This window comes from Spiroplasma endosymbiont of Melanargia galathea (assembly GCF_964031075.1).
GTDB lineage: Bacteria > Bacillota_I > Bacilli_A > Mycoplasmatales > Mycoplasmataceae > Spiroplasma_A > Spiroplasma_A apis.
Window position 1 is genome coordinate 823,238 of the sequence record NZ_OZ035000.1, and the last position, 25,436, is coordinate 848,673.

Genomic DNA, 25,436 nt, shown 5'->3' on the forward strand with positions numbered 1-25,436 from the left:
TCATTACTAAAAAATTTCTAAAATCTAAAAATCATTTTATTATGATATTAAATTTCACAATTTTGTGTATTATATTATTATGTGTATTAAATATTAATATACTAAAAGGAGAAAATTATATGAAAAAATTGTTAGGATTATTAGGATCTTTAGGTATGGTTGCATCAACCGGTGCAACAGTTATTTCTTGTGGAAACAAAAACACAGAAGAAAAGAAACCAGAAAAAATTGGAAAAGTTTCATTAGAAATGGACACTTTAAGTATCAAGGGAGAGTCAACTACATTAACAGTTGAACTTGATAAAGATATAGCAAATAATGACATTATATCTGTAACAAGTAATAAAGGTGAAAATACATTTTTAAAAATAGAAGAAACAAAAAAAGAAACAAAAAAAGTTACTTACAAGATTACTTTAGAAAAAGATTTAGTGGAAAATAAGGCAAGCGAAGTTTTAACTGCTAAACTAAATAATGAAGAAATTGGTAATGTTGAAATTAATTTAAACAGAAAAGAATTCGATTTAAAATTAATAGAAGATGCAATAAACCAAGAAGGGGTTGCAGGTTTCATAACTGGTGAATTTGGAAATAAAGGTAAATTATCAATAGAACCAGGAAAAATCAAAGAGCAAGCTAGTATTATAGAATCTGTAAAACTTTATGTTAATAAAGTTATAGAAGGTGCTAAAGCATTCGGAATAAATTACAATATCTCAGTGGATGAAATTGTAAATATGGTAAATATTGACTTTTTAGATAGTGCTGGTGCAAAAATTAACGAGGATAATACTAAAGTAATAAGTTCAATCAAAATTACTGTAAAAGAAGGGCATGAAAATGACATTAAAGGTTTTATTGTTTTAGGTGAAGCAAAAGTTAATGTTTCAGAGAAAAAAAACGTTGAAATCGTTTCAACAGATTTAGGTCAAGTTACTGGGTCATCAGAAAATGAATCTATAATTTTAGGTGCAGTAAAAGAAGCATTTGTAAAATTAAATACTGAAGCTAAGGATGCGGTTAATAATGGAGACTTAAATTTTGAAATAAAAAAATATGATGACTCTAATAAATCAGGAACTGTTCAAGTAACAAATAAATTTAATAGTAGTATAAAACTAACTAATGATAAATTAACAATAACTTTTAACTACAAAGTGGATGAAAATATGGTTTCAGAATTAGATATTAAGAACTTTGTTTTTAAAGGCATAGATAGTGTTACTCTATTTAGTGAAGATGAAGTAAGTAACGATAATATTGTTAAGGATTTATTTGAAAACGGATTTGGTGAACAACTCACATCAGACGACTCATTCTTTGCAAATGTGGCTAGCGAAGCATATGGATTTAATGAAGATGAATTCAAGGAAAAATTTTTAGAAATATTTAACATAAATATTGCAAGTGATCAAAGTTCATTTCAATTAAGTGTAAAAAAGGCTGATGTTTTTCAAAAAGTTAAATTCGTTGGTGGTCCAATAACTATTAGCATTATTAAAAATTAATGTTTTATTTATATATAATGGGAAATAAAATTAAAGAGACAAAAAAAACTCCATAAATTTATATGGAGTTTTTTAAATACTTTTTTGTACTTTAAAAACCTAAATTATTTTTTATAATAATCAAAAATAATTTTCAAATTTGGAAATGTTTTATTATCCCAATTTTTTTTACAACGAAGTTTTCTTTGAATACTAAAAATAAATTGCATACTTATTTGTAATTAATTGATAAGTAAAATTGATTTTTAATAATTTATTATAACTTTTGATATTATTTCAAGACCTTACAATTAAATATAAATTAAAACTTGTAAAAATTTTAATATACTTAAATATATAAACTTGTTTTAATATAGCGTTAAATAAGTAAAAACAATTTTTTTATTTATACAAAATAATAAACTTTTTTAAAAATTATATATGAAAATTAACAGCTACTGGGTATAAAAAAGAATCAAATTCACTAAAGGTATTCTCCCCTTTTTATTTAAAATAAAGTATAAAAACCTACAAAATATTATAAAAGTTTTAATACCCTTTTAAAACTTTTACATTTTTATTCTAGTAAAAAATAAAGTAATTATATTTTAGTCATTTATATAAGAGGGATATTAACTTCTACTTAAATAAGTATAAAAATTCAAATTTTTTATTTTTAATTTACGTTAATTCAACATAAGTGAAACAAAATGAGTTATTAAGTATTGTGACAAAATTGTAAAAAATTTAAGGTTAAAAAGAATATTCACCCTATTTTAAGATTATTAAAATAAAATTTTTAAATTTTAAATTAATATTATTTATCAGGATAGACCAAAAAACTTAAATAGAACTAAAAAAGTATAGTCGGCTTTTTATTATATATTTATGTATTGAATTTTATCTTTTATTGCTAGACTAATTATCTTAGCAACACTATCAATTAATTCCGAATTAGGAAAATGGTAAATTAATATTTTATCTTTTCAATGATCATGTTAGAACATTATTTATTAAATATTATTAAGACACTGTTAAATAAGAATTATAATAACTTTAAATTATGTATTTGAGTAAGCAAGAAGTGCTTTAATTACTTTATCGATTACAACAATTTCAATAATGAATTTTTTTAATAAATATATATCTTTACATTTTTTTAGAAAAATATGTATTTTGCTATATAAGTATATTTATAAGTACAACTTTTTTCATATTATATTATTTATTGAATTGTAAAAATTTAATTAAGGCATCAAAAGTCAGCAACAAGAAAATAATCACAGAAACCGTTTAGGCACATAAAATAAATATTAATATCGAAAATACTCTATGACGTTATTATATGGAGATTGAAAATTTGCTTGGTTTTTCAAAAATCGTTCGGATTTTAGAGAAAAAACGTTTTACAAGCATCACCATCAACAAAGTTACTCATATTATTAAGTGATATTTTGAATATTGTTTTGAAACCCACATTTTTACAGAAATTAAATGTATATTGGAATCCATTATCTAAGTGAAATATAAGGTTCTTATTTTTTAAAATATTTTTTCGCCATACGCAATATATTAAAATAAATTTTATTATCATTTCTCATTGAAATGTCTTAACCTACAAGAAAACCCTTATTAAGGTTTTTTATTACACATTAATCTGCAAACTTATTTTTACCATATAGCAACTAACTAACACCTCTAACAAATGGTTAACCTTTATTATAAGCATTTCCTTTTCTATTAACTATGTTTGGTATCAAATTATTTTTTAACTTTGTTTTCTTTTGGTTTAGTGTCTTTCTTTGGTTTTATTTTTAATTTAATACCTAAAATAAACATATATTTATAAACTATTTTATTAGAAACTATGTAATTACATCATTTTTTAAGACTATTCTGATTCATACACACCCATATATTTGATTATGCTCATGAAATAGTTTATTAAATTTCTTGGCTAATATATCTTCAAACTTTTATTTGAACATTGTTTTTCTCTATTTAATCATCTACAATACATTACTTGTGTTTTTTTTAAAAGTAAAATATAGGAACTTGATAGACCATTATTGTTTCGTTTTTTTATATATAGGTATTTTAGTTTTTATGTTTTTCGAAATTATTCATTAAATGATAGAACTTTTTTTAAAATAGAAAATTCTATTTCTAATAACTTTTTTAGTTATTTGAGTTTTTTTCAAATAACTACCCCTTAATTCTTTGTTTCCTTTACTTAGTTCTGTTCATTGGCCAACCATTGTAAATATTTTTCTTAAGTATTCTTCACCATACTGTTCTCATTCAAATACTCATTTTCCTGCAACTTATTATGAAACATTGCACTTTTAAGTTAATTTTTTTCAAGTTTGATGGTTTATAGATCACTCCTTAACTATTTCTAATTTTTGTTCAAAACTTTAAAAATTTGACTTATTGTTTTTTATATTTTTCATATAAAAAAATTTTCTTATATATAGATAATATTAAAAATGAATAATTTCGTTTTTTTTATTTTGTAACAAATATTTATGTGAAACATATAGTTTTAATTGAATTAAAGATTATGATTTAAATAAAACTTAGAAAAACAAATATAACAAAAAAAGTTATAACTTACATTACTTATTAAAAATTAAAATAAATATTAAAATTAAAATAAATATTAAAAATCATTTTTTTAATTATAATTAATATAGTATATGAAAATATATTATTTATTAATTTATAAAAAAGGAGAAACAAGAGTATGAAAAAATTATTAGGAATATTGGGAGCAATGGGAATGATAGCTTCAACAGGATTAACTGTTGTTGCTTGTGGAAACAAGACTGAAAGCATCGGTAAAGTATCAGCCGATAAAACTGAAATTAAATCTAAAGAAGATGCTGTAACAGTTACTGTTGAACTAGAAAAAGATTTAACAGAAGCTGATAAAGTTACTTTAACAAGTGATAAAGGAACCTCTTCAATTATAAAAATTGAAAATGGTACTAAAGAAAATAAAAAAATAACTTTTAAAGTTACTTTAAAAACTGATTTACCAAGCACAAATGCAAAAGAAATTTTAACAGCTAAATTAAATGATAAAAAAGTTGGAAATGTTGAAATTAATATTAGTAAAAGCGAGGAAGGTAAAAGAACAAAATTAAACTTAAGTATTATTAAAAATGTGATTGGCGAAGGTATTGGTGTTAATTCAAACGATATTAAAAACCAAGAAAAGGTAAAAGAAACATTAATAATTTTTGCAAAAAAATTATTGAATCAATATGGTTTTACAATAGATGTAGATATACTATTATCAATGGTTAATGTTAGTTATTTAAAAAATGACTCAAAATTAGCTGTAAATAATCAAGACAAGATTGCATTTGTCAATCTTGAAATGATTGAAGGAAAAGAAGAGACATTAGACGGTTACCACATTACAGGTAGTGCCAAAATTAAAATATTTGAACAAAATAAATTAGAAGATGTTCTAAAAGTTAAAGAACTTGGCAAACTTAAAATTAAGTCAAATACATCTGAATCTGACAAAGATTTCGAGATTAGACAAGCTATCAAGGAAAAAAATTTAGAAACAGGTATGAATAGCAATAATATTTATGATATATCAATTAAAAATATTTCTATTGAAGGAACATCAGGGAAGGCACAAGTTGAGGCGGTTCTAGGAAAAAGCTTTTCTTCTGAATCAGCTATTCAAGTAACTTTTACAGTTAATGGTGTTGAATAAATTGAATTTTAAAATATTTTTGCATACCAACTAGTAGGTTTAGAAACTTATACAAATCAAGCACAAGTTCTAGAAAAATCAAATTAGATTTAGAAACAAAAGTGAAAGAATCCATGTTAGATCACGAAATTTTTAAAATAAAAAAAACCTAGAAGTGTTTAATTTGAATATCTAATATAAAGTAAAAACCTTCAAAATATAATATAGATGATATATTATTTAGCGTGAATGTATCAATAAAAATAGGACAAGAAAATACTTTAGAAAAAAATTATTGTAATGCTTTAATATTCTTTTTTAATTGATTTTGTCTAAAAATATTTATTAAAAATACTTAAAATACTTTTTTTAAAATGTCAATTATTATTTTTTAAAACATCTTTATAAGCTAAGAATATAAACTCTACGGTTATTAAATATCAACGCTGGCGATAGCTGGCGTTTTTGAATATAATACTTTTTTTTATTCTTTTGTTATTAAAACAATTTTTGTACCCCTTTATGTCGTTGAACTTCATTACGTATGTATTCATATAATTTAAACATTCACCTTTTAGACAATACAAAGAAATATATTATTTCTCTATTTCATAATGATTTGTTTACTGAGCTTATTAACATTTTACTATTATTTTTTTTACTAAATTTATTACTTCCTAAATTGAGTATCAATAACCGTGATCTAAGTCCAATATAAAATTTGTTTTGCTTATTTTATTAAGTGTAACATGCATTTTTTTGTAATAAGAGTCAATCTTCTCTTGTTAGTCTTATGACTAATAACTACTTATGAATAGTAATTATTTCCTTCTACCAAACCACGAATATAAGAAACATCAATTGCTACAATATTGTCGTTTTTAGTATTATAGTCACACTTATTAAATATTTACACTTAATGTTAGCGTTTTTTGATTCTTGCTTACCTTTTTTTTAACTCTTACTTTAACAATAAATCCTTATCTTTTTAGATAGTATCTTAGGGTTCTGTCCTTTATATCAAATCATTTTTGTCTCAAATAATAATTATTTTTCTAATTCCATAGATCAATTTTGAATCACTTAAATATATTCAATCACACCTTTGAATGGTTATATTTACAATTTCTAACATTGCTTTTTGGTGAAAAATTGCCCTATGCATTAAAATAATATTACTTTTAATGCTATGTTTAGATATTGTATTTTATTAAACAAAGTTCTTTATTTTTAATCTCTATTATTTATCTTTTATGTTTTTTATTCAAATCAACGATTATTCATTGTATATTAAAATCATCTTTTTTTTATCCCTTTCCTATTCTTTTTTCTAATCAAAACGTTCATACCAAGATTATCTTTTAATTTAGTATCTCTTGTAATTTTTTTCGAGTTTCAAATAAAATTCTTATAGTTTTTACTTTTATAATTCTATATTCCAGTTTAACAACTCTCATTTTCGATTTTTTTAAACTTTTATTATTTTTAATCATTGAACAATTGTTAAATTTTATGAAATAAAAAAACTACACCTTTTTCTAGTGTAGAATTTATTTCCTAGTTTATTAAGATAAGACTTTTTTCAATTTATTCTATATTTTTAAAATTTTTTATGGGGTTTTCTCTATTAAAGTCATTAATATTAGATAGATCATTAATATCATATTTATTTACTTACATATGCCTCTGCTTTACCTGTTAAATGTAATCCTTTTAATGAGTCTTCTTTACCCTTTATAATTTCAAAAGTAAATGACCTTACTGTATCAATATTATCTTTTGCTAGTTCTTTCTTATCATTAAAATATTCAATTTTAACTGTTTCATTAACAAGTTTATTTATATCCAGTTTTTTTAAGACAGGCGCAAAAGAACTATAACTCTCTACCAATTTATTAACATAACTTATGAAATCATCTTTAATTTGTTTTTGACTTTTTAGATCTACACTTTGACTTAACTTAACATCTTTTAAAAAGTCAGAAAGCATTGAAATCTCAACATTATGATAATCAAAAACAAATGGTAAAGGTAAACCTACAACACCAGATTTGTTGTCTTTATTAATTACTATACTTATAAACTCTGTTGCGGGTGTGTCAAAAGGACCATAACCAATTGCTTCTGGTTTAATCGATACATCTAAAGTATATTTTTTATTATCTTTTGGATCCATTACTAAATTAGTAACATTGAAGTTTGATTCTTTAGACTTTGATATATATAACTTTTCGCCCTCCCCTAAGGGTTTGTTTAACATAACTTCTATTTTACTGGTATCATCTTTTTTATTAAAAATGACTTTTGAAGCATATGTTTCTCCAAAATGCTTAATATCTATAGTAAATCCAGGTCCGATATTATCATTTCCAAGTTTAAAAGTTAACTTTTCAGTAGTAAATGGCACATCTTTTAAGTTTTTCAAACTAATAGTACCTTTAAAATAGCTACCTACTTTTGTAAACTCAGAAATTTGAAGAACTGACTCAGTACCTTTATCAGAAGATACAACTATTTTATCTGTTTCATTTAAGGTTTTATTTATTTTAACTGTAATATCTACTTTTTGTTTTATACTAGTAATGATTTTGCTATTAAGAGTTACTTCTCCAACCGGCATTATTTCTATAGGAGTAGCTTTTCCAACTAATTTGTCCCCCTTTTTAACTGTTAACATTTCTGTAGTTGTACCATCAACGTTTTTACTTAATTTGATGATACTTGTATAAAATTTCGGGTCTTTTTCATTTTTTACAAATTTACTTAGTTTTAAAAGAGATTTATCTCCTTTATCAGAAATAACTTCTAAAGATTCATTACCAGCCAAAGCTGAAGATAATTCAACTTTTAAAGTTACTTCATCAGAACTACTTGCAATTTTTGTAGAAGAAAGATTTACATCTCCTATTATATTAATTTTTATTGAAACTTCTGATCCAACTAGTTTATCACCAATCTTAACAGATAATTTTTCAGTTACAATACCAAGATCTTTAACTTTAATTGTACCTGTATAAACTTTTTTATCGAGAAAAGTTTTAGAAAGCTTTTTGGGTAGTTCTAATATAGATTTATCACCTAAGTCAGAAAATAGAGATAGTTCTTGATTTGGTGCTAAAGTATCTTTTAAATTGACAGTTATCTTAACTTTTTGAGATTTACTTGTTATTTCATTGATATCAGTTTTAACTGTTCCTAAATTTTCTGTGGGTGTTGTTGGTTTTTCCTCGGACTTATTCTTTGTACCACCACATGCAATTACAGCTGAACCAGTAGATGAAATAAGTCCTATTGATGCTAATAATCCTATTAATTTTTTCATTATACTCTCCTTTTATAAGGACTAATTAAAATCAGTCCTTATTCACATTAATAAAATTAATATATTTATTATTTAATATAGATATTATGATCAATAAAATTATTATTAAAAAAATAACTAAATGACAAATTAATATAGTTTAAAAAAAACGGAAATTATTTAACTATAGTTAATTGATTATATTAAAGTCAAATTAGTTAATTATTAAAAAAATTTTAAACAAGATTTTATATAAAACACTTTTTATAAATTTTAAAAGTAATTTTTAGACCTATAAAAAAATTACTTTTTTCAACTATAAAACAATCATCTTACTTTAACATTACACCTCTCTTCATAATAATGTCTTTTAAAATCACATTATTGACATAAAGTATTTTATATTTATTAAAAGAAAAAAGTTACTCTTTTCAGTAACTTTTTTTAAAATATTTTCCGTTTTATTAAAAAAATATTCTCCGTGCTTACTAGTATGATTATTATAAATACTCAAAACTAGAAAACAAAAAAAGACACACATGTGTCTTATCAAGTCCTATAAATGGTCCCCGGGGCCGGACTTGAACCGGCACGACCGTTTAAAATCGCTGGATTTTAAGTCCAGTGCGTCTACCACTTCCGCCACCCGGGGGTATTAATAAAAAATGGTGTCCCGTATAAGACTTGAACTTATGACCCACTGGTTAAAAGCCAGTTGCTCTACCGACTGAGCTAACGAGACGTATTGATAAAATGGCTGGGCTAGCAGGATTCGAACCGGCGCATGAAGGAGTCAAAGTCCTTTGCCTTACCGCTTGGCTATAGCCCAATAATAAAAAAATGGTGGGGAGAGACGGATTCGAACCGCCGAACCGAAAGGAGATGGTTTACAGCCACCCGCGTTTAGCCACTTCGCTATCTCCCCAAGATAATAAGTGGTGCTGACTAAAGGAGTCGAACCTTCGACCTATTGATTACTAGTCAATTGCTCTACCAACTGAGCTAAGTCAGCGTCTTCTGATAATTCTTAAAGATAAGAACCTTTTCAATTATACAAAATAATAAGTCATTATGTCAATAAATTTTAATTAATTTTTAAAAAAATGAATAATCATCTTTTATATACATTGACTAAAAAATTGTAACTTGTAAGTAAAGAAAATAAAAAGTACTCTGGGCGGAGCACTTTTAAAAGATTTAATCCAAAACAAGTCTATTATTATAATTAAATTTATAAAAATGCTTATTTGATAGGGCTAAATAAACAACATGGGCTATATTTAAACCTGTTCCAGACATTTTTAATTATATTTTATTTTGTTCAAAATATCAATAAAGAGTGATTATTTTCTAAATAATATTTATAAAAATTACTTACTTGTAATAAATAATCTATTGATCAATAGTTTAGACTCATTATCACTAAACAAAGATAGTGTTTTTGCTTCATATAAGGGTCATAAACAACCAAAAACAAACTCAGAAGATGTGATTCTAGGCTTTTTTGTTTGTGATTGGTTTGAAGCCCCATAAAGTGGTATCAAGTTGTTTTAAACTTTAAAAGTTTTAAAAACAGTTTAAATTAATGAGTATTTCACAAAACATAATACTCATTAAACATATTAATGTTCAATGAGTATTCAGTTACATTTATTAGTCATTAATGATGACTAGTTTTTTAGTAATCTTATTTCACTTATTTGTGCTTTAGAGTTGGTTGTTTTCAACTTTATATTAAATATGTTAGTAATTTTCCCATCTGATACCTTATAAATAAAATCATTCTCTGCATTTATTTCAATATCAACAGTTAGCTTTTTAAAATATTGGTAAACTTTTTCTTTAATGGTGCTTAAATTAGTGGTTTCTTCATTTATATAGTTATCAAGACAACCAATTAGAGGAGTTAATCAATCTTTATTCTCTGCACCCATTTTGATTACATTACTTAACACTGATGACTCTACAAAACTTCCATCATCATTTAGTCCTAGATGTTTAAATAAATGGTTAACATCGTTAAGAGCATTTTGTAAGGCATCATTTTCATACATACTTTTAAATAAACTTGCTAAGGTATCGAAATCAACTGTAGATTTTTCAACTTTTTCTGTAGAATCTTTTAAATCTTTGAAAATATCTGACAATTTCTTATTAAAAATCATATCTAATGCATTATTTGTTACGTGATCAAATCCTAATGCTTTATCTGTTGGTTGATTTTGAAACATCTCTACTAACTCACCAACAGTTTTGTCTAAATAACTCTTTAAACTTAAATTTAAGTGTTTATTATCATTATTTCATAAATACCCAACTCAATTTAAGGCAAACTTATTTCAGTCATTGTTTTCGTTTACGGCTTTTATAACATTTTTTAAGAAATCTGGTAGAGCTTCAACACCTAATAATGTATCAGCGGTGATTGTACCATCTTCAACATAACTAGTTAAACCGTTATCATCCTTATTTTGCCCTAGACCCATATTTAAAAATGCTCTTATAATAAAATCAATTGAAATTTTGACTTTTAGTCCCGCAACAACAGAGAATTCTACGAAGTCTGCTTTATTAAGTTTTTCAACAAATTTAGAAACTAATTTGATTAAACCGCCTTTTTTGTTTCCTTTATATTTTACAGTTCCAAATATTGCATCCATGTAACTAATATTTAATTTGTCGTCAGTTCCTAAAAGAAAGTTTACTATATTTTTTAAGATGAAGCCTTCATTATCAGTTGATAAAGCATTTAATATGTTAAAAATATTCTTTATATCTATTTTGTTAGAAACAATTTTTGTATCCCTCATGGCACCAACCTCGTTTAAGGTCATTGCTCTGGATGTAATATCTTCAAACTTGAATTGATCAAGCGGCAATAATAAAGTTCTTACAAATCTAATAACTTCAGGTATAGCTTTAATATTCTTAGTTATGTCAAAACTAATTGTTTTTTCACCACTCAGTAGATAAGAAATATTATTAGCAAGTGAATCTATTGCTTTATCATAATTTGAATTTATATCATCTTTTGTATCATACTTTAATGTATCAAAACCTTCAATCGAAAATAGATTGTTTACAGCGTTTGCTAATCCAATAACACTAGAATCAAGTGAATCTTGATATGTCATGTCTTTATAAATATTGCTGCTAAAAGCTTTCTCAAATAATTTTAGAGTATCATTATCAAGTACTTTTGCCAATGATTTTAAAGTATCTTCTGAAATTAAATTTGTAATAAATGAAGGGTCTTTTGCTAACATTAAAAGCAATTGACCTAAACTAGAAGGATTTGTGCATAAATTTAATATTGTTGGTAAAAGATCTGTAACTTTCTTCAATGACTCAATAGTTTCATTATCTAGAGCTTTGACACCACTTTGGTAAATATTATCTGACAAGTTTAACTCTTTTGCCATCAAGTTTTTATCAAAGTAAGTATTATAAACATCATTAAACTTACTATTTACATTTATATCATTTGAATTTCCTACTTCTGTGATATCTAACTCGCTCAATGTTTTATTTTGTACAAGTGAGGTTAATATCGAAGAAGTACTTATGTGCTTATTATTGTAATCGATGTTTTCATTTTGATTCATAAATAAAGCTTTTGCCGTTTGTGACATTAATTTTGATGTGATTACGCTTTTATATTGTTCGTTATTTGAGTCTATTAATTGAGTATTTTTAGCGCCACATGCAACAACTGTTGCACTCGTCGAAGCACCAATACTGATTGCTCCGATTAAACTTAATAATCTTTTCATATTTTTTTGTCTCTCCTTATATTTTTTTATCTTAGTAAAAATGACTAACTGGAATATATAGTAAAAGTATTACTAAAAAGGTTTGTTAATCAAATTTGTTTATTTATATTCTTATTCACCGACAACATTTTAAAATCAACACACCTCCTTGATTTTTTTAATTTTACATTATAAAGTACGAGTGTAAGAAAATGTAAAACAAATTTGAGAATATTGAAAAAATTTTAAAAATAAATATGGTGGTAATTTTTTAGTACTAATTGAAAATCGATAATTGATTTCAAAAAAACATATTAAAAAACACGATGCTAAATGTCGTGTTTGTTCATTATTTTAAGGATTAATGGTTCTTTTATTGGTTGAGGTAAAATATCTATTACAGCCTGAGCTTGTAATGTAAAACTCTCTAAATTGTCTTTGTTTGTAAATAATGTCATAACGACTTCGTTTTCTTCTACATAATCATCTGTTGTTTTATTTAGATATATGCCAGAAGCGAAATCTATCTTGTCATTTTTAGTTTTTCTACCCGCACCTAATTCCATTGATAAAAGGCCTAATGATTCAGCGGATTTGAAATTAATATAACCTTTTTTAGGAGAACGTATTTCGATAGTATGGGCTGTTTTAAAATTTTTATCGTAATTTTCGATAACCGAGAAATCTCCACCTTGCGCTATTATAAATTGTTTTAACAAGTTGGCTGCTTTACCAGATTTCAATACTTTCATTATTTCTTGTTCAGCTAAATTAAGATTTTCAAATATCTCAGACTCTACAAGCGTTATGCTGGCTGCTTTAACGCACAATTCTATCAAATCCGAAGGTCCGCTACCATTAAGTGTATTCCACGCTTCTCTTACTTCTAAAGCGTTTCCAATAGCCCTTCCTAAAGGACGATTCATATTTGTAATCATAGCAGTTACATCTCTTTTATGAGATAGGCCAATATTAATCATAGTCTTTGACAACTCAATAGCGTCATCGACTGTTTTCATAAATGCTCCGCTTCCTACTTTAACATCTAAAATAATCTTGTCAGCTGGTATTACCAGTTTTTTAGACATGATGCTTGAAGCTATTAAAGGTATTGAATCCACAGAACCAGAAACATCTCTTAATGCATATATTTTTTTATCAGCGGGTACAATATCTTCGGATTGACTCATAATCGAAAGTCCAACTTCGTTTAAAATTTGTTTGAACTTGCTTTCACTTATTTCACCAGTTCAACCAGGACAACTTTCAAGTTTATCAATTGTTCCACCAGTTTGCCCTAAGCCTCTTCCTGATAATTTGGCAACTTTTACCCCAAATGCAGCTACTAGCGGTGCAAAAATTAAACTAGTCTTGTCTCCAACACCACCAGTTGAATGTTTATCGGCAGTTGGCCCATTTACACCTTCTAAATTATAAGTTACTCCAGAATTAACCATAGCTTGTGTAAAATATGATATTTCATTTTTAGTCATTGAATTAAATCAAACCGCCATATTAAACGCAGACATTTGATAATCTTTTAAAGAGCCATTAGTAAATGAACTTACTAATCATGTTATTTCTTCTTTTGATAGTTCTATCTTATTTTTTTTCTTTTCAATGATCTTAACAAAGCTCATTACGTTCACCTATTCCAATCTATAAGATTGATAAATATTAATAAAAGCTACATTTATTTTTTTTGTCCACTTTTTTAGGAACTAAGCCATTTGCTTTTGGATCAAAATTTATGTATTTATCCATATTTTTTTGAACTTCTTTTTGAACATTTTTAGTTAATAATTCTGTTTTAATTGAAATAAATTTTTCAGGCATCATTGGTTTACCAAAAATTACCTTAACTTCTATTTTTTTTGGCCTATTTTTATCAAATAGTTTGCAAGAATCAATAATTGTTACTGGAACAATTGGTGCATATGCCATTTGAGCAATTTTCATGCTTGCCCCAAGGAATTCGTTCATTTCTTGTTTGGCACTTCTTGTACCCTCAGGGAAAACTACAACAGTTCTTTTATATTGGTTGATAAGTTCCTTACCTTCCTTCATAGCTTGTAAGGCGCTTCTAGGACTATCACGATTTAATGAAATGTTATCAGTTAAGTTCATAAAATGCTTAAATATTTTTTTTGTTCATAATTCTTCTTTTGCGATAAATGCAACAGGTTGTTGCAATGAATAATCATTAATTGCTAATAAAAGAATTGGGTCTAAATTTGATTGGTGATTTGGTGCTAAAACTATTCCTCTATCCAATCAATTATCAATACCAAATACTGAAATGTTAACATTTGCAATCTTTAGAACTTTTCTGATTTTTTTCTTGACTCAATTATAACGATACTCCTCAGAATACATGTTAGGGTCTGTTTTTATTTTTTTTGTCATTTTTTTAGCTTTTTTTACAGTTCTTCATATCGTTCAAGCACTAAAAAAGATTCTTCATTTAGAAACAATTTCTCTTTCTTTTCTTTCTTCTCTAACTTGTAATTGCTTTTGGTCAGAGACCGCTACTTCATTTGCATTTAATTCATTTTTCTTTTCCATTTTTTAATTCCTCGTATATATTTTAACTTCGAACTCATCGTTATATATGGTTTCTGTTAATGTAAATTCTTTATCATTGATTTGAGGTGCAAAAGTATCCCCTTCATAAAGGCCTTTAACAACACTAACAACAAGTTTATTTGCAAACTTTAAGCTAAAATCGTAAATTTGCTTTCCACCAATAATTATAAGTTCTTCTGAGCTATTTTTATAAGAATTTAGAAAGTTTTCAAAATCATTGATTATTATTAGATCGGGGTGCTTCAAATCAATAACTCGAGATGTTACAACATAGTTTGTTCTGTTAGGGAGTGGTTTTAATCTTAAAGACTCTCATGTATTACGCCCCATTAATACTTTTTTATTCTTTGTGTAGTTAACAAAGAATTGCATTTCTGACTTTATATTTCAAGGTAGTCTATTGTTTAAACCAATTACTCCTTTTTCGTCTTGTGCTCAAATCAAAGTAATCATTATACTGCAACAGCTCCTTTAATTGGTGGATGACTTTCATATCCTTCTAAAGTGATATCATCATAAGTAACATCAAAAATTGTTTTATTATTGAAGTTAATTTTTAATTTTGGTAATGTTTTGGGTTCTCTAGATAATTGTAAATTAATCTGCTCCAAGTGGTTAGAGTATATATGAGCATCTCCGATTGTATGAATAAAGTATCTAGGTTTATAATTACATTCTAATGCAACTAATGTTAACAACAAAGAATAACTAGCTATGTTAAAAGGAACACCTAGAAAAATGTCTCCACTTCTTTGATATAGTTGTAAGTCTAAATAGCCATCACTTGATACATAAAATTGAAATAAAGAATGACATGGTGGCAAAGCCATAAAAGGTACTTCAGAAGGATTTCAAGCACTTACAATGTGTCTTCTAGAATAAGGGTTATTTTTTAGATCATTTATCAAATTAGTAAATTGGTCAACTCCTTCGAAGTTTCTTCATTGTTTTCCATATACTGGACCTAAATCTCCGTGTTTTTTTGCAAACTCATCGCTATTTTTTATTTTTTCCACGAATTCGTTCAAAGTTTCCCCTTTGTAATCAAAAGATTTTTTATAAATTTCGAATGGTCATTCGTTTCAAATCCCTACCCCGTTATCGACTAAGTATTTTATATTGGTATCTCCTTTTATAAATCAAAGAATTTCATGTACTATTCCTTTAAAAAACACTTTTTTAGTTGTTAAAAGAGGGAAACCTTCCCTAAGATCATATCTTGTTTGTGTACCGAACAATGAAATAGTTCCAGTACTAGTACGGTCCATTCTTGTTTCGCCTTTTTCTAAGATAGTTTTTACTAATTCTAGATATTGTTTCATAAACACCTCACTGTAAATAATTATATATTGATATTATGGTTTTATTGCAATTGCCACAGCATAGTTTCTTTCATGTGATATAGATATTTGAATGTCTTCTAATTGATCATTTTTTACTATTGGCTTGTTATTTAAATAACTTACATTGATGTTATGTGGTGCTATGTCTATATCAATTGCTTTAAAGATAGCTTCTTTAACGGCTCATCGACCCGCTAAAAATTGTAGTTTACGTTGATGGTCTTCAATTGCATTTAACAACTCGATTTCTTCGGTGTGAAGTATTCTTTTTATGAGACGTTCTTCGATAGAAACACGATTTATTTCTATAATATCTATACCAACTTTAATCATTCTCACCCAAATCTGCATACGCAAAGTATTTATTTATTCAAAATCCATTATAATTTTTTTTAGCAATATCCGGATTTTTAGATCCTCCTAAAACCATCAATGCATTTGGATTTAAATTGTCTCAGTTTTCAATTTGACCTAATTTTTGTGTCAATAAACCACCAGTCGGTACAAACTCCATACCTTTTATAAAGAAGTTGGAAGAATATAATGAAGCTAAGAATGGGAATGTTTCCATGTTTTTTGTTGTTGTCTGATTTACGTAGTAAATGTTTCTCATAAAACTATATGTCTTAACAGGATTTCTCAAAACTTTTGAAAGTGCTCGTCTTTCACTGTCATCAGTTGCATTATCTATATTGTCTATATTGTTAGCGATTTTTATAAAAGGATTAGTTTCATTTTGTGATGCGTCTGATTTTTGCTTGCTTCAATCATAAAAATCTTTTAATACTTCTGGTGTTACTCATTGAAGTTTTGTTTCTATACTTTTTTCTGCTTTAAAATCTTCTAAACTATTAATGAGCTCATAACTATTAACAGTTGTTTTTGCTGTGTTGGTAACAAATGCTTGAATTCCCATAAGTAATAATTCACTTGTAATTCTAAATACACTTTTACTGTCTTCGGGCATAAGATTTATACAAGCTGAAATTGGAGCAGTTAAAGGATTGTCACTAGTGTATCCATTTACCATCAGTTCCTCAAATTCTTTAAAAACTGGTTTCAAAGTCGAGGTATCCATAGATTCCATCTTTTGATTAGCAATAGTTGTTAAAGGTTTAATCATATATTTTTGAATACATTGATTAGTATAAACTATAGATGAAAAATTCAAATAAGGAATCTCAGTTGAGATTTTTCTACTAATTGCATATCTATTAAATGAATTACCGTCTTTTGTCCAATCCGCTTGTTCTTTTTCACTCATTTCATTAAAATTCAATCTTCCAAGAGTTTGTGTTTCAGTTGCTATGAATGGATTCGATAAAAGTGTTGTAAATATTAAAGAAAATGTCATTCCTATTGCAAACCCATTAACAGCCCCTAACATTGTGTCTGCTGAACCAATTATTTTTAAACGTCTAATTCTTTTTTTAACAGCTATAAATAAGAATAGACCAATAAGATTGACTAAAATAAATGTCAATATTGTTAAAATTAAATAAAGAACACAAGCAACACAAACAGTAAAAAACTCATAGCCTAGGCCTTGAGAATCAAAATTTAGATCACTAGTAATACCCATGGTTTTGAATAAATTCAACAAAACGTCTTTTATACTATCAGACATTGATTCAAATGCAGAAGCCAATCCTTTTGAGGCTAAAAAATTCACAACCGTTTTATTAATTGAATTAGTTATTATTGTTGGAATAAACATCATTAAAACAATTGCAACAAGTTCAACAAGCAAGATATAAAAAGAAACGAAAAACCCTCGTTTTGCACCGAAAGCTGTAGTTGATATAATTATTGCTAACGCTAAGATATCAAAAAGTCATCATGGCCCAATATTAAATATCATCAAGAAGCGCTCCTTTATTTACTAAAAAGATTATACCAACTTTTATTTGTGAAATAGAACATAAAAAGCAATAGTATAATATTAAGGTAGATTTTAAGGAGTACAATTGTGAATAACAAATCTTGAAAAAATGTTAGCCTAACAATCATCAATAGTATCACTAAAGAATATGACAATTACATTGAACAAAGTAAAAATCCTTATATAAAATACCTTATTAGACTTTCTAATAATGATGTTATAAGCATCTATACAAATAATACTATATTGATACAGTCTTCAAATTGACAAAAGTATGCTATTAAATTCAATTTACCTTACAATAACACAGTAAACAGTCAAAAAAAAAGAACATTTAGTGATTGAAAGTTTCAATGATATTAGTGTTATTGGTTGTGATGAAGTGGGAGTTGGTGACTTTTTTGGTCCACTTGTTGTTTGTTGTGCATTAGTTCCTAAGGACTTTGCCAAGTTAGAGCCTACCGTTTCCTCTAAAATAAAAGACTCTAAGAAGTTAACTGATAACGATATTTACCGAATTTATCCATTATTACTTGAAAATATAAAACATTCATTTTATATAATGGATAATCAGGAATATAATCATCTTTACGATAAATACCAAAATACACATAAATTAAAAGCAATAGCACACAACAAATGTTTAAATCAATTTTTAGAATACACTGAAATCGACTATGACAAAATAATAATGGACCAATTTGTTAATAAAGAAAAGTATTTTTCTTATCTCGAGGACCAAAATACTAATATTATAAAAAATATTGAATTTTACACTAAAGCAGAAGATAAAGTCATTGCTGTTGCTTGTGCCAGCATAATTGCTAGATATCATTTTTTGACCGCAATTGAAACCCTAAGTAAGAAATATAACATTAACCTACCTTTGGGGGCTGGTAATAGTGTCAAGACATTAGTTAACAATTATAAAACCATCTTGCCAAATGATGTAAAAAATTTTATTAAGTTACATTTCAATGACAAAATAAAATAAATGTCTCATAAATACAAATAAATCCATACTTCAAAGTATGGATTTATTTGTATTAATTTTTATTTTATTATTTTAACTCTAATACTACAGCTTCTTTATATTCCAAAATTACATTTGCATCATTTAACATTCTTTTTGATACTAAATTTTCAGTTGTATCGCAATATTTGTCAGATGAATATATGATTTTTTTGATTCCTGACTGAATTATACTTTTAGAACATTCATTACATGGAAATAAAGAGGTATACAATGTGCATCCATCAACACTTCTTTGTGAAGAAAGGATAGCGTTTAATTCTGCGTGAACTATGTATGGATATTTAGTATTTTCTCAGTCACCATTACGATCTCAAGGATAATTATTATCATCTAGTCCCCTAGGTAGTCCATTGTAACCAGTTGAAATGACAATATTTAAATTATTGACAATTACACAACCTACTTGTGTTTCTGGATCTTTGCTTCGCATAGCATTTAACTGAACCATTGCCAAAAAATATGTATCTCAATCGATATAGTTCTTTCTTTTACTTATCATTATAACCTCCTAATTAAAAACGTACTAAGTTTCCGTTAGCATTGAAATACAATCTTCATTTATTTAGTCCTAAAAAGCGATTAGCTTGCTCAACACTAAAAGTATTGTATTGTATATAAGCTCCCATAGCATTAATTGAATCACGGTCTTCTGCTAAAGAAGAATATGGTAAAAATAGGAAAATAATTGGAATGATTACGAATCCAGCAATCATTACAACTGGCATAACAAAGTATCTATCAAGATTTTTATAATTATAAGTCATCAACATAGTTAAAGCTCCAGAAATACCTGATGCAGTAACTATTAATATTATTTCGTTTGTTGTTTTAAAAAATAATGAATATGCAATCATTATAAGAAGCGGCATAATAATTCTATTTTTAGAGAAAATAATAACGGTGTCGTTTTTCTTATCTCAAGTTGTAACACCTAAAGCTGCAATTGTTGAGGCCGTGAAACCTAATACACCATTAAATTGACCAAAAGGTATCATGACTGATACAAATAATCCAGCAAGAACATAGGTTATTAATGTAATTGATGCAAATTTCAGTGTTCCCAGAACACCTTCTGTGTATTTAGATAGTTTCAAGGATAAAGAACCAATAATAAATACTTCTATTATGGCTTTCAACAATCCACCATTATTAGCTGTAAAACCATATGTGAATATTCTTCAATATTGTTGTCCAATAACTGTTAAAGATCTATTTGTAGCACCAAAGAAAAGTGAGGCAACTGCATCAGATTTTAAAGGAGTATTTGGATTTCTCATACTTAACATAGTTCACATTATATAAGTAACAATTGGTAAAATTATAAACATTGCACCCAACAAAATTGACAGCGCACTATTAGTTGTCATTCTTGCAGCTAGATTTTTTAACTTAATATTACTAGATTCTGAAGGATTTTTTAATGAGGCTAATAATTCTTCTTCATCGATTTCTGGAGAAACTTCGTTTTTTTCAATAACAAGACTATTTATTCTTGGGAAATGATTACTTAATTTAGTTTTAATAGTTTCTAAAGAGTCAACATCTATTAAAGTTCCATCAACAAGCGATATCTCTAAATTTGAAGTTAAGGCAATGATCAAAGTATTTAATTTTTCTCTTTTAGCAGACTTAACTGTATTTTTTATTTCTTCTAAATTTTTGTCTGATGTTACAGGGTTACCAATAGTAACACATACAATTTGGAACTTATTTTTAGGATTAACTAAATAAGAAATATTCTCATTACTGTATTTAGGTAAAGCCTTATATTTTTCAACTTTAATTAAAAAGTGTACCAAGTTTAGTTTTAATTCACTAAGATTTGCGTTCATATTTTACACCTATTCTTCTAACTCTTTAAGTTTATCATTAAATTCTTTTGGTAAATCACTATTTAGACTGATATTTTTTTTTGATATCGGATGCTCAAAGCTTAAGTTGTGAGAATGCAAGTATTGTCCAAACTCCATTTTTTCGTCTTCTTTATAAGCATAAAGCGGGTCTCCTAAAACAGGGTGTTTTATATAATTCATATGTACCCTTATTTGATGGGTTCTCCCAGTTTCGATAACACACTTTAATAATGTATGTTTTTTGAAACGTTTCATAACAGTGAAATGTGTTCGAGCATTTTTTGAATTTAAATCAGTTACAGTCATTTTTTTACGATCATGTTTTTGTCTCCCGATAGGAGCATCAATAAGTCCCGTATTTGGTTCAACAACTCCGTGTACGAGTGCCAAATACTCTTTATGGATTTTATTTTTTGCTAACATTTCTGTTAATGCTCTATGTGTTTTGTCATTTTTAGCAACAATCATCAAACCTGTTGTCATTTTATCAAGACGATGGACAATTCCAGGCCTTAAAACTCCCCCAATAGAAGATAGTTTTTCCAGCTTATATAGTAGACCATTAACTAATGTACCATCAGGATTTCCAGCCGCAGGATGTACAACCAAATTATTTGGTTTGTCAACTACAATTAAATCATCATCCTCATAAACTATTTTGAAATCAATTTTTTGTGGTTTAGCATCTAATTCTGTTGGTGCTTTTAATTCGACATATATCTCATCATTTTCTAGTAGATTATATTTTGGAGTTACTTCATTATCATTAACCTTTATGTAACCTTCATCTATTAGTTTTTGAATATAACTTCGCGAAAAATTATAACTATCTTTAAGTCTATCTGTTAAGAACTTGTCTAATCTACCTTCATTATTTGTTAACACCAATCTTATTGATTTCATTTTAACTCTCCTTGTTCATTTCTTTGCTTCTAATTTTTCAATTTGTTTTTATTACTTTTTTATCTTTTAGATAAGTTTTTCATAAATCATATCTATTTTTTATGGTTTGTTTCTTTATAGAATGAATATAAGATTTTTCTAACTTGTGAAGCTTATCTTTAGTTTCAAGATAAAAATCATATTTTTGTTGATTTTTCTTGTAAAAGATTTCTTTCACTTGTTGAACTGAAAAAATAATTAACGAAAGAATCAACATTCCGATTGAAATATTTACAAATAAATCAGCAAGATTAAATATGTATGTGTCAGATCCTAATAATTGGAAATCTCATTTTAAAAAATCAACTACTCCACCACTAATATCTCTAACGTTTGGAGCTCAAGCCCTACCCAGTAGATTAGCAAAACTTCCAGCTAACATAACATTTATTGATTGTGTCCAAAATTTATTGTTAACAAATACAAAAATACCTATTAATATTATAGTTACTAATGCTGCTAATGCAATCGCTAGGGTTGGATTGTCAGAATTCATTCCCAAAGCTGCTCCCGGGTTAATGATATACTCCATTTTTATAAATCCAGGTATCAATTTACCTTCTTGACCATAACTAAAATTCTTTACTATCAAAGCTTTTGTTATTCAATCAAAAAATATTAGACTTAAAAATAATGGTAGACATCAAAGAAGTTTATATCTAGCGTTATAATCATATGTTTTAAGAATTAATTTTAAGTTTTTCATAAAATACCACCTTAATTAAGTACGTCATAACAGCGTTCACAGATATCTTCTTTAAGATTATCAAATATTGCTCAACAACGTTCACATTTTAATCCTTCTTTTAATTTCACACTAACTTCAGCAACCCTAGAGTTAACATCACTTAAAGATTCTTCAAAGATGATTGAGTTAACAATTAAGATTTGATTTAAATCATCAATTTGTTTTATAAAATCATAATCTTTCTTTAATTTTATAGTCAATTCTGCTTCAAATCCTTTTTTTATTATTTTTTCATTTCTAGCTTTTTCTAATGCTTCATTTACATCGTCACGAAGTTTTAAAACTGTTTTTCATTTTTCAACAAAATCATCTTTCATCATGAAATCTTGTACTCTTAGATCTAATAAATGAACAGATTCCAGCAAAGTGATGTTTTTTATATTTTTATAAACTTCTTCAATAGTATGAGGTAAAACTGGTCTTAAAACATCGATTAAAACTCATAATTGTTCGTACATAACTGTTTGTACTTGTCGTCTTCTTAAAGAGTCTCTTTTTTCGACATAAATAATATCTTTTATAAAGTCTAAGTAAAATGCAGACAAATCATTTGCGACATAATTATTGATTAACTTATATGCATTGTTGAAATTGAATTTTTCAAATGATTCTGAGACCTTTTGTTTGAATACTGCAAGATTGTGTAAAGCAAAATTATCGACCTCTTTTAAGGTTTTTGCTCCATCTGTCATTGGATTGAAATCAACTAGATTAGAAAGTAGGAATCTTAAGGTATTTCTTATTTTTCTGTATGATTCTGAAATTTGTTTTAGAATATCCTTCCCTATTTTTTGATCATCTGTAAAGTCTGTTGAGAACACTCATAATCTTAAAATATCTGCTCCTAAATCATTTGCAATATCAATCGGATTAATAGTATTACCAATTGATTTAGACATTTTTTTACCTTTTTCATCATTTGTCATACCATGAGTTAATAAAGTTTTATATGCTGGTTTTCCATCATAAATAACTGAGTTAATTATTGATGAATTAAATCAACCACGGTATTGGTCATTACCTTCTAAATAAACATCGAATGGTCTTTTTAAACCAAAGTTTTCTTCTAAAGCAATATTTGATGAACCAGAATCGAACCAAACATCTAAAATATCTTTTTCTTTTGTTCACCCTTTGTTACGATACTCTTCAGGCAAAAATTCATCAGCACTTAACTCAAATCAAGAATTAGTTCCTTTTTCTTCAATCACATTAATTGCATATTTAATTATTTCTTTATCTAGTTGAGGTTGTTTTTTTTCATCGTAGAATGCGATAATAGGTACTCCTCATAATCTTTGTCTACTTATTGTCCAATCATTTCTATCTTTAACGATGTTTCTCAATCTTTCCTTAGATCATTCAGGATAAGTAACAACATTATTAACAATAACGTTGTCTATTTCTTTTTTAACTGCATCCAAACCTACAAACCATTGGTTTGTAGCACGATAAATAACTGGTTTTTTTGTTCTTCAGTCATGTGGGTATGAGTGTTTTAAAAATTTTAGTTTTAATAAATAGCCTTTATTTTCTAACTCTAATCCGATAACTTTATTAGCATCTTCGTAAAATAAACCTTCAAGTCTTTCATCATCAACAGTGATGTCAAACTTTCCTTGATCATCTATTGGGGCAAATGCTTTGATATTGTGTTTTGAGACAATTTCAAAGTCGTCTTGTCCAAAACCACCAGCTATATGAACTAGACCAGAACCAGATTCGGCTGTAACGTGATGTCCAATAACAATTTTCCCGGTTTTTTTATCATATCAAGGATGTTTATATTCAAGATCAACTAATTCTGCTCCTTTTAAAGTTTTTAATATGGTTACGTTTTCTCAACCAACTGATTCTGACACCCGAGAAAGTAAGTCTTTTGCTAAAAGATATTTTTTATCTGACGCATCTGACGTAATAACAACATATTCCATATCTTCTCCAACAGCAATTAACTGATTGGCTGGTATTGTTCATGGAGTTGTTGTTCAAATTATTGCATTTACATTATTAAATTCAGGATTATTTATTATAGGAACCCCAACGTAAATTGAAGGTGACCTAACTTCTGCATATTCGATTTCTGCTTCTGCAAGTGCCGATTCACTAGATGGTGACCAATAAATTGGCTTTAAATCTCTATATATTAATCCCTTTTCTATCATTTTTAAGAATAGGTGAAGTTGACTAATTTCATAATCTTGAGTCAAAGTAATATATTTTTTATAATAATCAGTGAATATACCTAATCTTCTGAATTGTTCTGATTGATTTTTCACTTGATCTAGTGCATAACTCTTACATAAATCTCTAAATTCTGTTGGTCTAATTGCTTTTCTATCGACACCTTGTTTAGTGATTGCAGTTTCAATTGGCAAACCATGTGTGTCTCAACCCATTATATATGGTGAATTATATCCACTACTATTTTTTCAACGCACGATGAAATCTTTCAAAATTTTATTTAATGAGTGACCAACGTGAATATCTCCATTAGCATATGGCGGTCCATCATGTAAAACAAACAAAGGTTTATCTTTGTTGCTTGCTATTTTTTTATTGTAAATATTTTCTTCCAACCATTTATTTTCCATTAATGGTTCCTTTTTATTTAAATCTGCTTTCATCTCGAAATCTGTTTGATAGATTAATAATGTGTCTTTATAATTTTTTTGCATAATAAATCCTTTCATATAAAAAAAACGCCCTTATAAAGGAGCGTTTGATCGCGGTACCATCCTTAGTTATGTAAAAAAAATTACATATCTTTTTTTCTATAACGCGAAAACCG

General features: G+C 26.9%; 18 protein-coding genes and 5 tRNA genes. 4 read left to right on the forward strand and 19 right to left on the reverse strand.

Annotated elements, in window-relative coordinates; genetic code table 4:
• Nucleotides 1-119: 119 nt before the first annotated feature.
• Nucleotides 120-1,508 (forward strand): lipoprotein, encoded by a 1,389-nt coding sequence (locus AAHM92_RS03715; RefSeq protein WP_500222081.1) that lies wholly within the window; start codon nucleotides 120-122, stop codon nucleotides 1,506-1,508.
• A 1,740-nt stretch (nucleotides 1,509-3,248) separates the two neighbouring features.
• Here the strand turns inward: AAHM92_RS03715 and AAHM92_RS03720 are convergent.
• Nucleotides 3,249-3,392 carry a hypothetical protein gene (locus AAHM92_RS03720; protein WP_500222083.1) on the reverse strand — a complete coding sequence of 48 codons (144 nt, stop codon included), beginning with the start codon at nucleotides 3,390-3,392 and terminating at the stop codon, nucleotides 3,249-3,251.
• 841 nt (nucleotides 3,393-4,233) lie between these two features.
• Between AAHM92_RS03720 and AAHM92_RS03725 the strand changes: the two genes are divergently transcribed.
• Nucleotides 4,234-5,223, forward strand: a complete 990-nt coding sequence (locus AAHM92_RS03725) for a lipoprotein (RefSeq protein ID WP_500222085.1) — start codon at nucleotides 4,234-4,236, stop codon at nucleotides 5,221-5,223.
• A gap of 1,645 nt (nucleotides 5,224-6,868) precedes the next feature.
• On the opposite strand, the gene AAHM92_RS03730 is transcribed toward AAHM92_RS03725, so the two are convergent.
• From AAHM92_RS03730 to AAHM92_RS03790, 13 genes are all read right to left on the reverse strand, one after another.
• Complete coding sequence (locus AAHM92_RS03730) at nucleotides 6,869-8,524, reverse strand: lipoprotein (RefSeq protein ID WP_500222087.1); 1,656 nt, start codon at nucleotides 8,522-8,524, stop codon at nucleotides 6,869-6,871.
• Nucleotides 8,525-9,066: 542 nt separating this feature from the next.
• Nucleotides 9,067-9,155, reverse strand: a tRNA-Leu gene (locus tag AAHM92_RS03735).
• A 14-nt stretch (nucleotides 9,156-9,169) separates the two neighbouring features.
• A tRNA-Lys gene (locus tag AAHM92_RS03740) sits at nucleotides 9,170-9,245 on the reverse strand.
• Between the two features lie 12 nt (nucleotides 9,246-9,257).
• Nucleotides 9,258-9,332, reverse strand: a tRNA-Gln gene (locus AAHM92_RS03745).
• A gap of 12 nt (nucleotides 9,333-9,344) precedes the next feature.
• Nucleotides 9,345-9,428: transfer RNA gene (locus tag AAHM92_RS03750), tRNA-Tyr, on the reverse strand.
• 11 nt (nucleotides 9,429-9,439) lie between these two features.
• A tRNA-Thr gene (locus tag AAHM92_RS03755) sits at nucleotides 9,440-9,515 on the reverse strand.
• A 658-nt stretch (nucleotides 9,516-10,173) separates the two neighbouring features.
• On the reverse strand, nucleotides 10,174-12,276 hold the full coding sequence (locus tag AAHM92_RS03760) for an MOLPALP family lipoprotein (protein ID WP_500222088.1): 2,103 nt from the start codon (nucleotides 12,274-12,276) through the stop codon (nucleotides 10,174-10,176).
• 308 nt (nucleotides 12,277-12,584) lie between these two features.
• Nucleotides 12,585-13,895 (reverse strand): thymidine phosphorylase, encoded by a 1,311-nt coding sequence (locus AAHM92_RS03765; RefSeq protein WP_500222090.1) that lies wholly within the window; start codon nucleotides 13,893-13,895, stop codon nucleotides 12,585-12,587.
• 37 nt (nucleotides 13,896-13,932) lie between these two features.
• Complete coding sequence (locus AAHM92_RS03770) at nucleotides 13,933-14,820, reverse strand: lysophospholipid acyltransferase family protein (protein ID WP_500222091.1); 888 nt, start codon at nucleotides 14,818-14,820, stop codon at nucleotides 13,933-13,935.
• Nucleotides 14,821-14,823: 3 nt separating this feature from the next.
• Nucleotides 14,824-15,294, reverse strand: a complete 471-nt coding sequence (locus AAHM92_RS03775; RefSeq protein WP_023789784.1) for a dihydrofolate reductase — start codon at nucleotides 15,292-15,294, stop codon at nucleotides 14,824-14,826.
• Nucleotides 15,294-16,163 (reverse strand): thymidylate synthase, encoded by an 870-nt coding sequence (locus AAHM92_RS03780; protein WP_500222093.1) that lies wholly within the window; start codon nucleotides 16,161-16,163, stop codon nucleotides 15,294-15,296. The genes AAHM92_RS03775 and AAHM92_RS03780 overlap by 1 nt, the downstream gene beginning before the upstream one ends.
• 33 nt (nucleotides 16,164-16,196) lie before the next feature.
• Entirely contained in the window at nucleotides 16,197-16,517 is a 321-nt protein-coding gene (locus tag AAHM92_RS03785; RefSeq protein ID WP_500222095.1) for a holo-ACP synthase, read from the reverse strand.
• Nucleotides 16,510-18,045, reverse strand: a complete 1,536-nt coding sequence (locus AAHM92_RS03790; RefSeq protein ID WP_500222097.1) for a CvpA family protein — start codon at nucleotides 18,043-18,045, stop codon at nucleotides 16,510-16,512. The genes AAHM92_RS03785 and AAHM92_RS03790 overlap by 8 nt, the downstream gene beginning before the upstream one ends.
• A gap of 108 nt (nucleotides 18,046-18,153) precedes the next feature.
• Between AAHM92_RS03790 and AAHM92_RS03795 the strand changes: the two genes are divergently transcribed.
• Nucleotides 18,154-18,429, forward strand: a complete 276-nt coding sequence (locus tag AAHM92_RS03795) for a DUF3378 domain-containing protein (RefSeq protein WP_500222098.1) — start codon at nucleotides 18,154-18,156, stop codon at nucleotides 18,427-18,429.
• Complete coding sequence (gene rnhC / locus AAHM92_RS03800; RefSeq protein WP_500222100.1) at nucleotides 18,404-19,060, forward strand: ribonuclease HIII; 657 nt, start codon at nucleotides 18,404-18,406, stop codon at nucleotides 19,058-19,060. The genes AAHM92_RS03795 and rnhC overlap by 26 nt, the downstream gene beginning before the upstream one ends.
• Before the next feature lie 67 nt (nucleotides 19,061-19,127).
• Here the strand turns inward: rnhC and AAHM92_RS03805 are convergent, their stop codons facing one another.
• The 5 genes from AAHM92_RS03805 to ileS are packed head-to-tail and all read right to left on the reverse strand — an operon-like array spanning nucleotide 19,128 to nucleotide 25,323.
• Nucleotides 19,128-19,601, reverse strand: a complete 474-nt coding sequence (locus AAHM92_RS03805) for a deoxycytidylate deaminase (protein WP_500222101.1) — start codon at nucleotides 19,599-19,601, stop codon at nucleotides 19,128-19,130.
• A 13-nt stretch (nucleotides 19,602-19,614) separates the two neighbouring features.
• Nucleotides 19,615-20,934: a hypothetical protein gene (locus AAHM92_RS03810; RefSeq protein ID WP_500222103.1), complete on the reverse strand. Its 1,320-nt coding sequence runs from the start codon at nucleotides 20,932-20,934 to the stop codon at nucleotides 19,615-19,617.
• A 9-nt stretch (nucleotides 20,935-20,943) separates the two neighbouring features.
• A complete protein-coding gene (locus AAHM92_RS03815) occupies nucleotides 20,944-21,858 on the reverse strand; it encodes an RluA family pseudouridine synthase (RefSeq protein ID WP_023789799.1) in 915 nt (304 codons plus the stop codon).
• A 1-nt stretch (nucleotide 21,859) separates the two neighbouring features.
• Nucleotides 21,860-22,603 carry a signal peptidase II gene (lspA, locus tag AAHM92_RS03820; RefSeq protein ID WP_500222105.1) on the reverse strand — a complete coding sequence of 248 codons (744 nt, stop codon included), beginning with the start codon at nucleotides 22,601-22,603 and terminating at the stop codon, nucleotides 21,860-21,862.
• Nucleotides 22,604-22,614: 11 nt separating this feature from the next.
• Entirely contained in the window at nucleotides 22,615-25,323 is a 2,709-nt protein-coding gene (ileS, locus tag AAHM92_RS03825; RefSeq protein WP_500223122.1) for an isoleucine--tRNA ligase, read from the reverse strand.
• Nucleotides 25,324-25,436 lie beyond the last annotated feature (113 nt).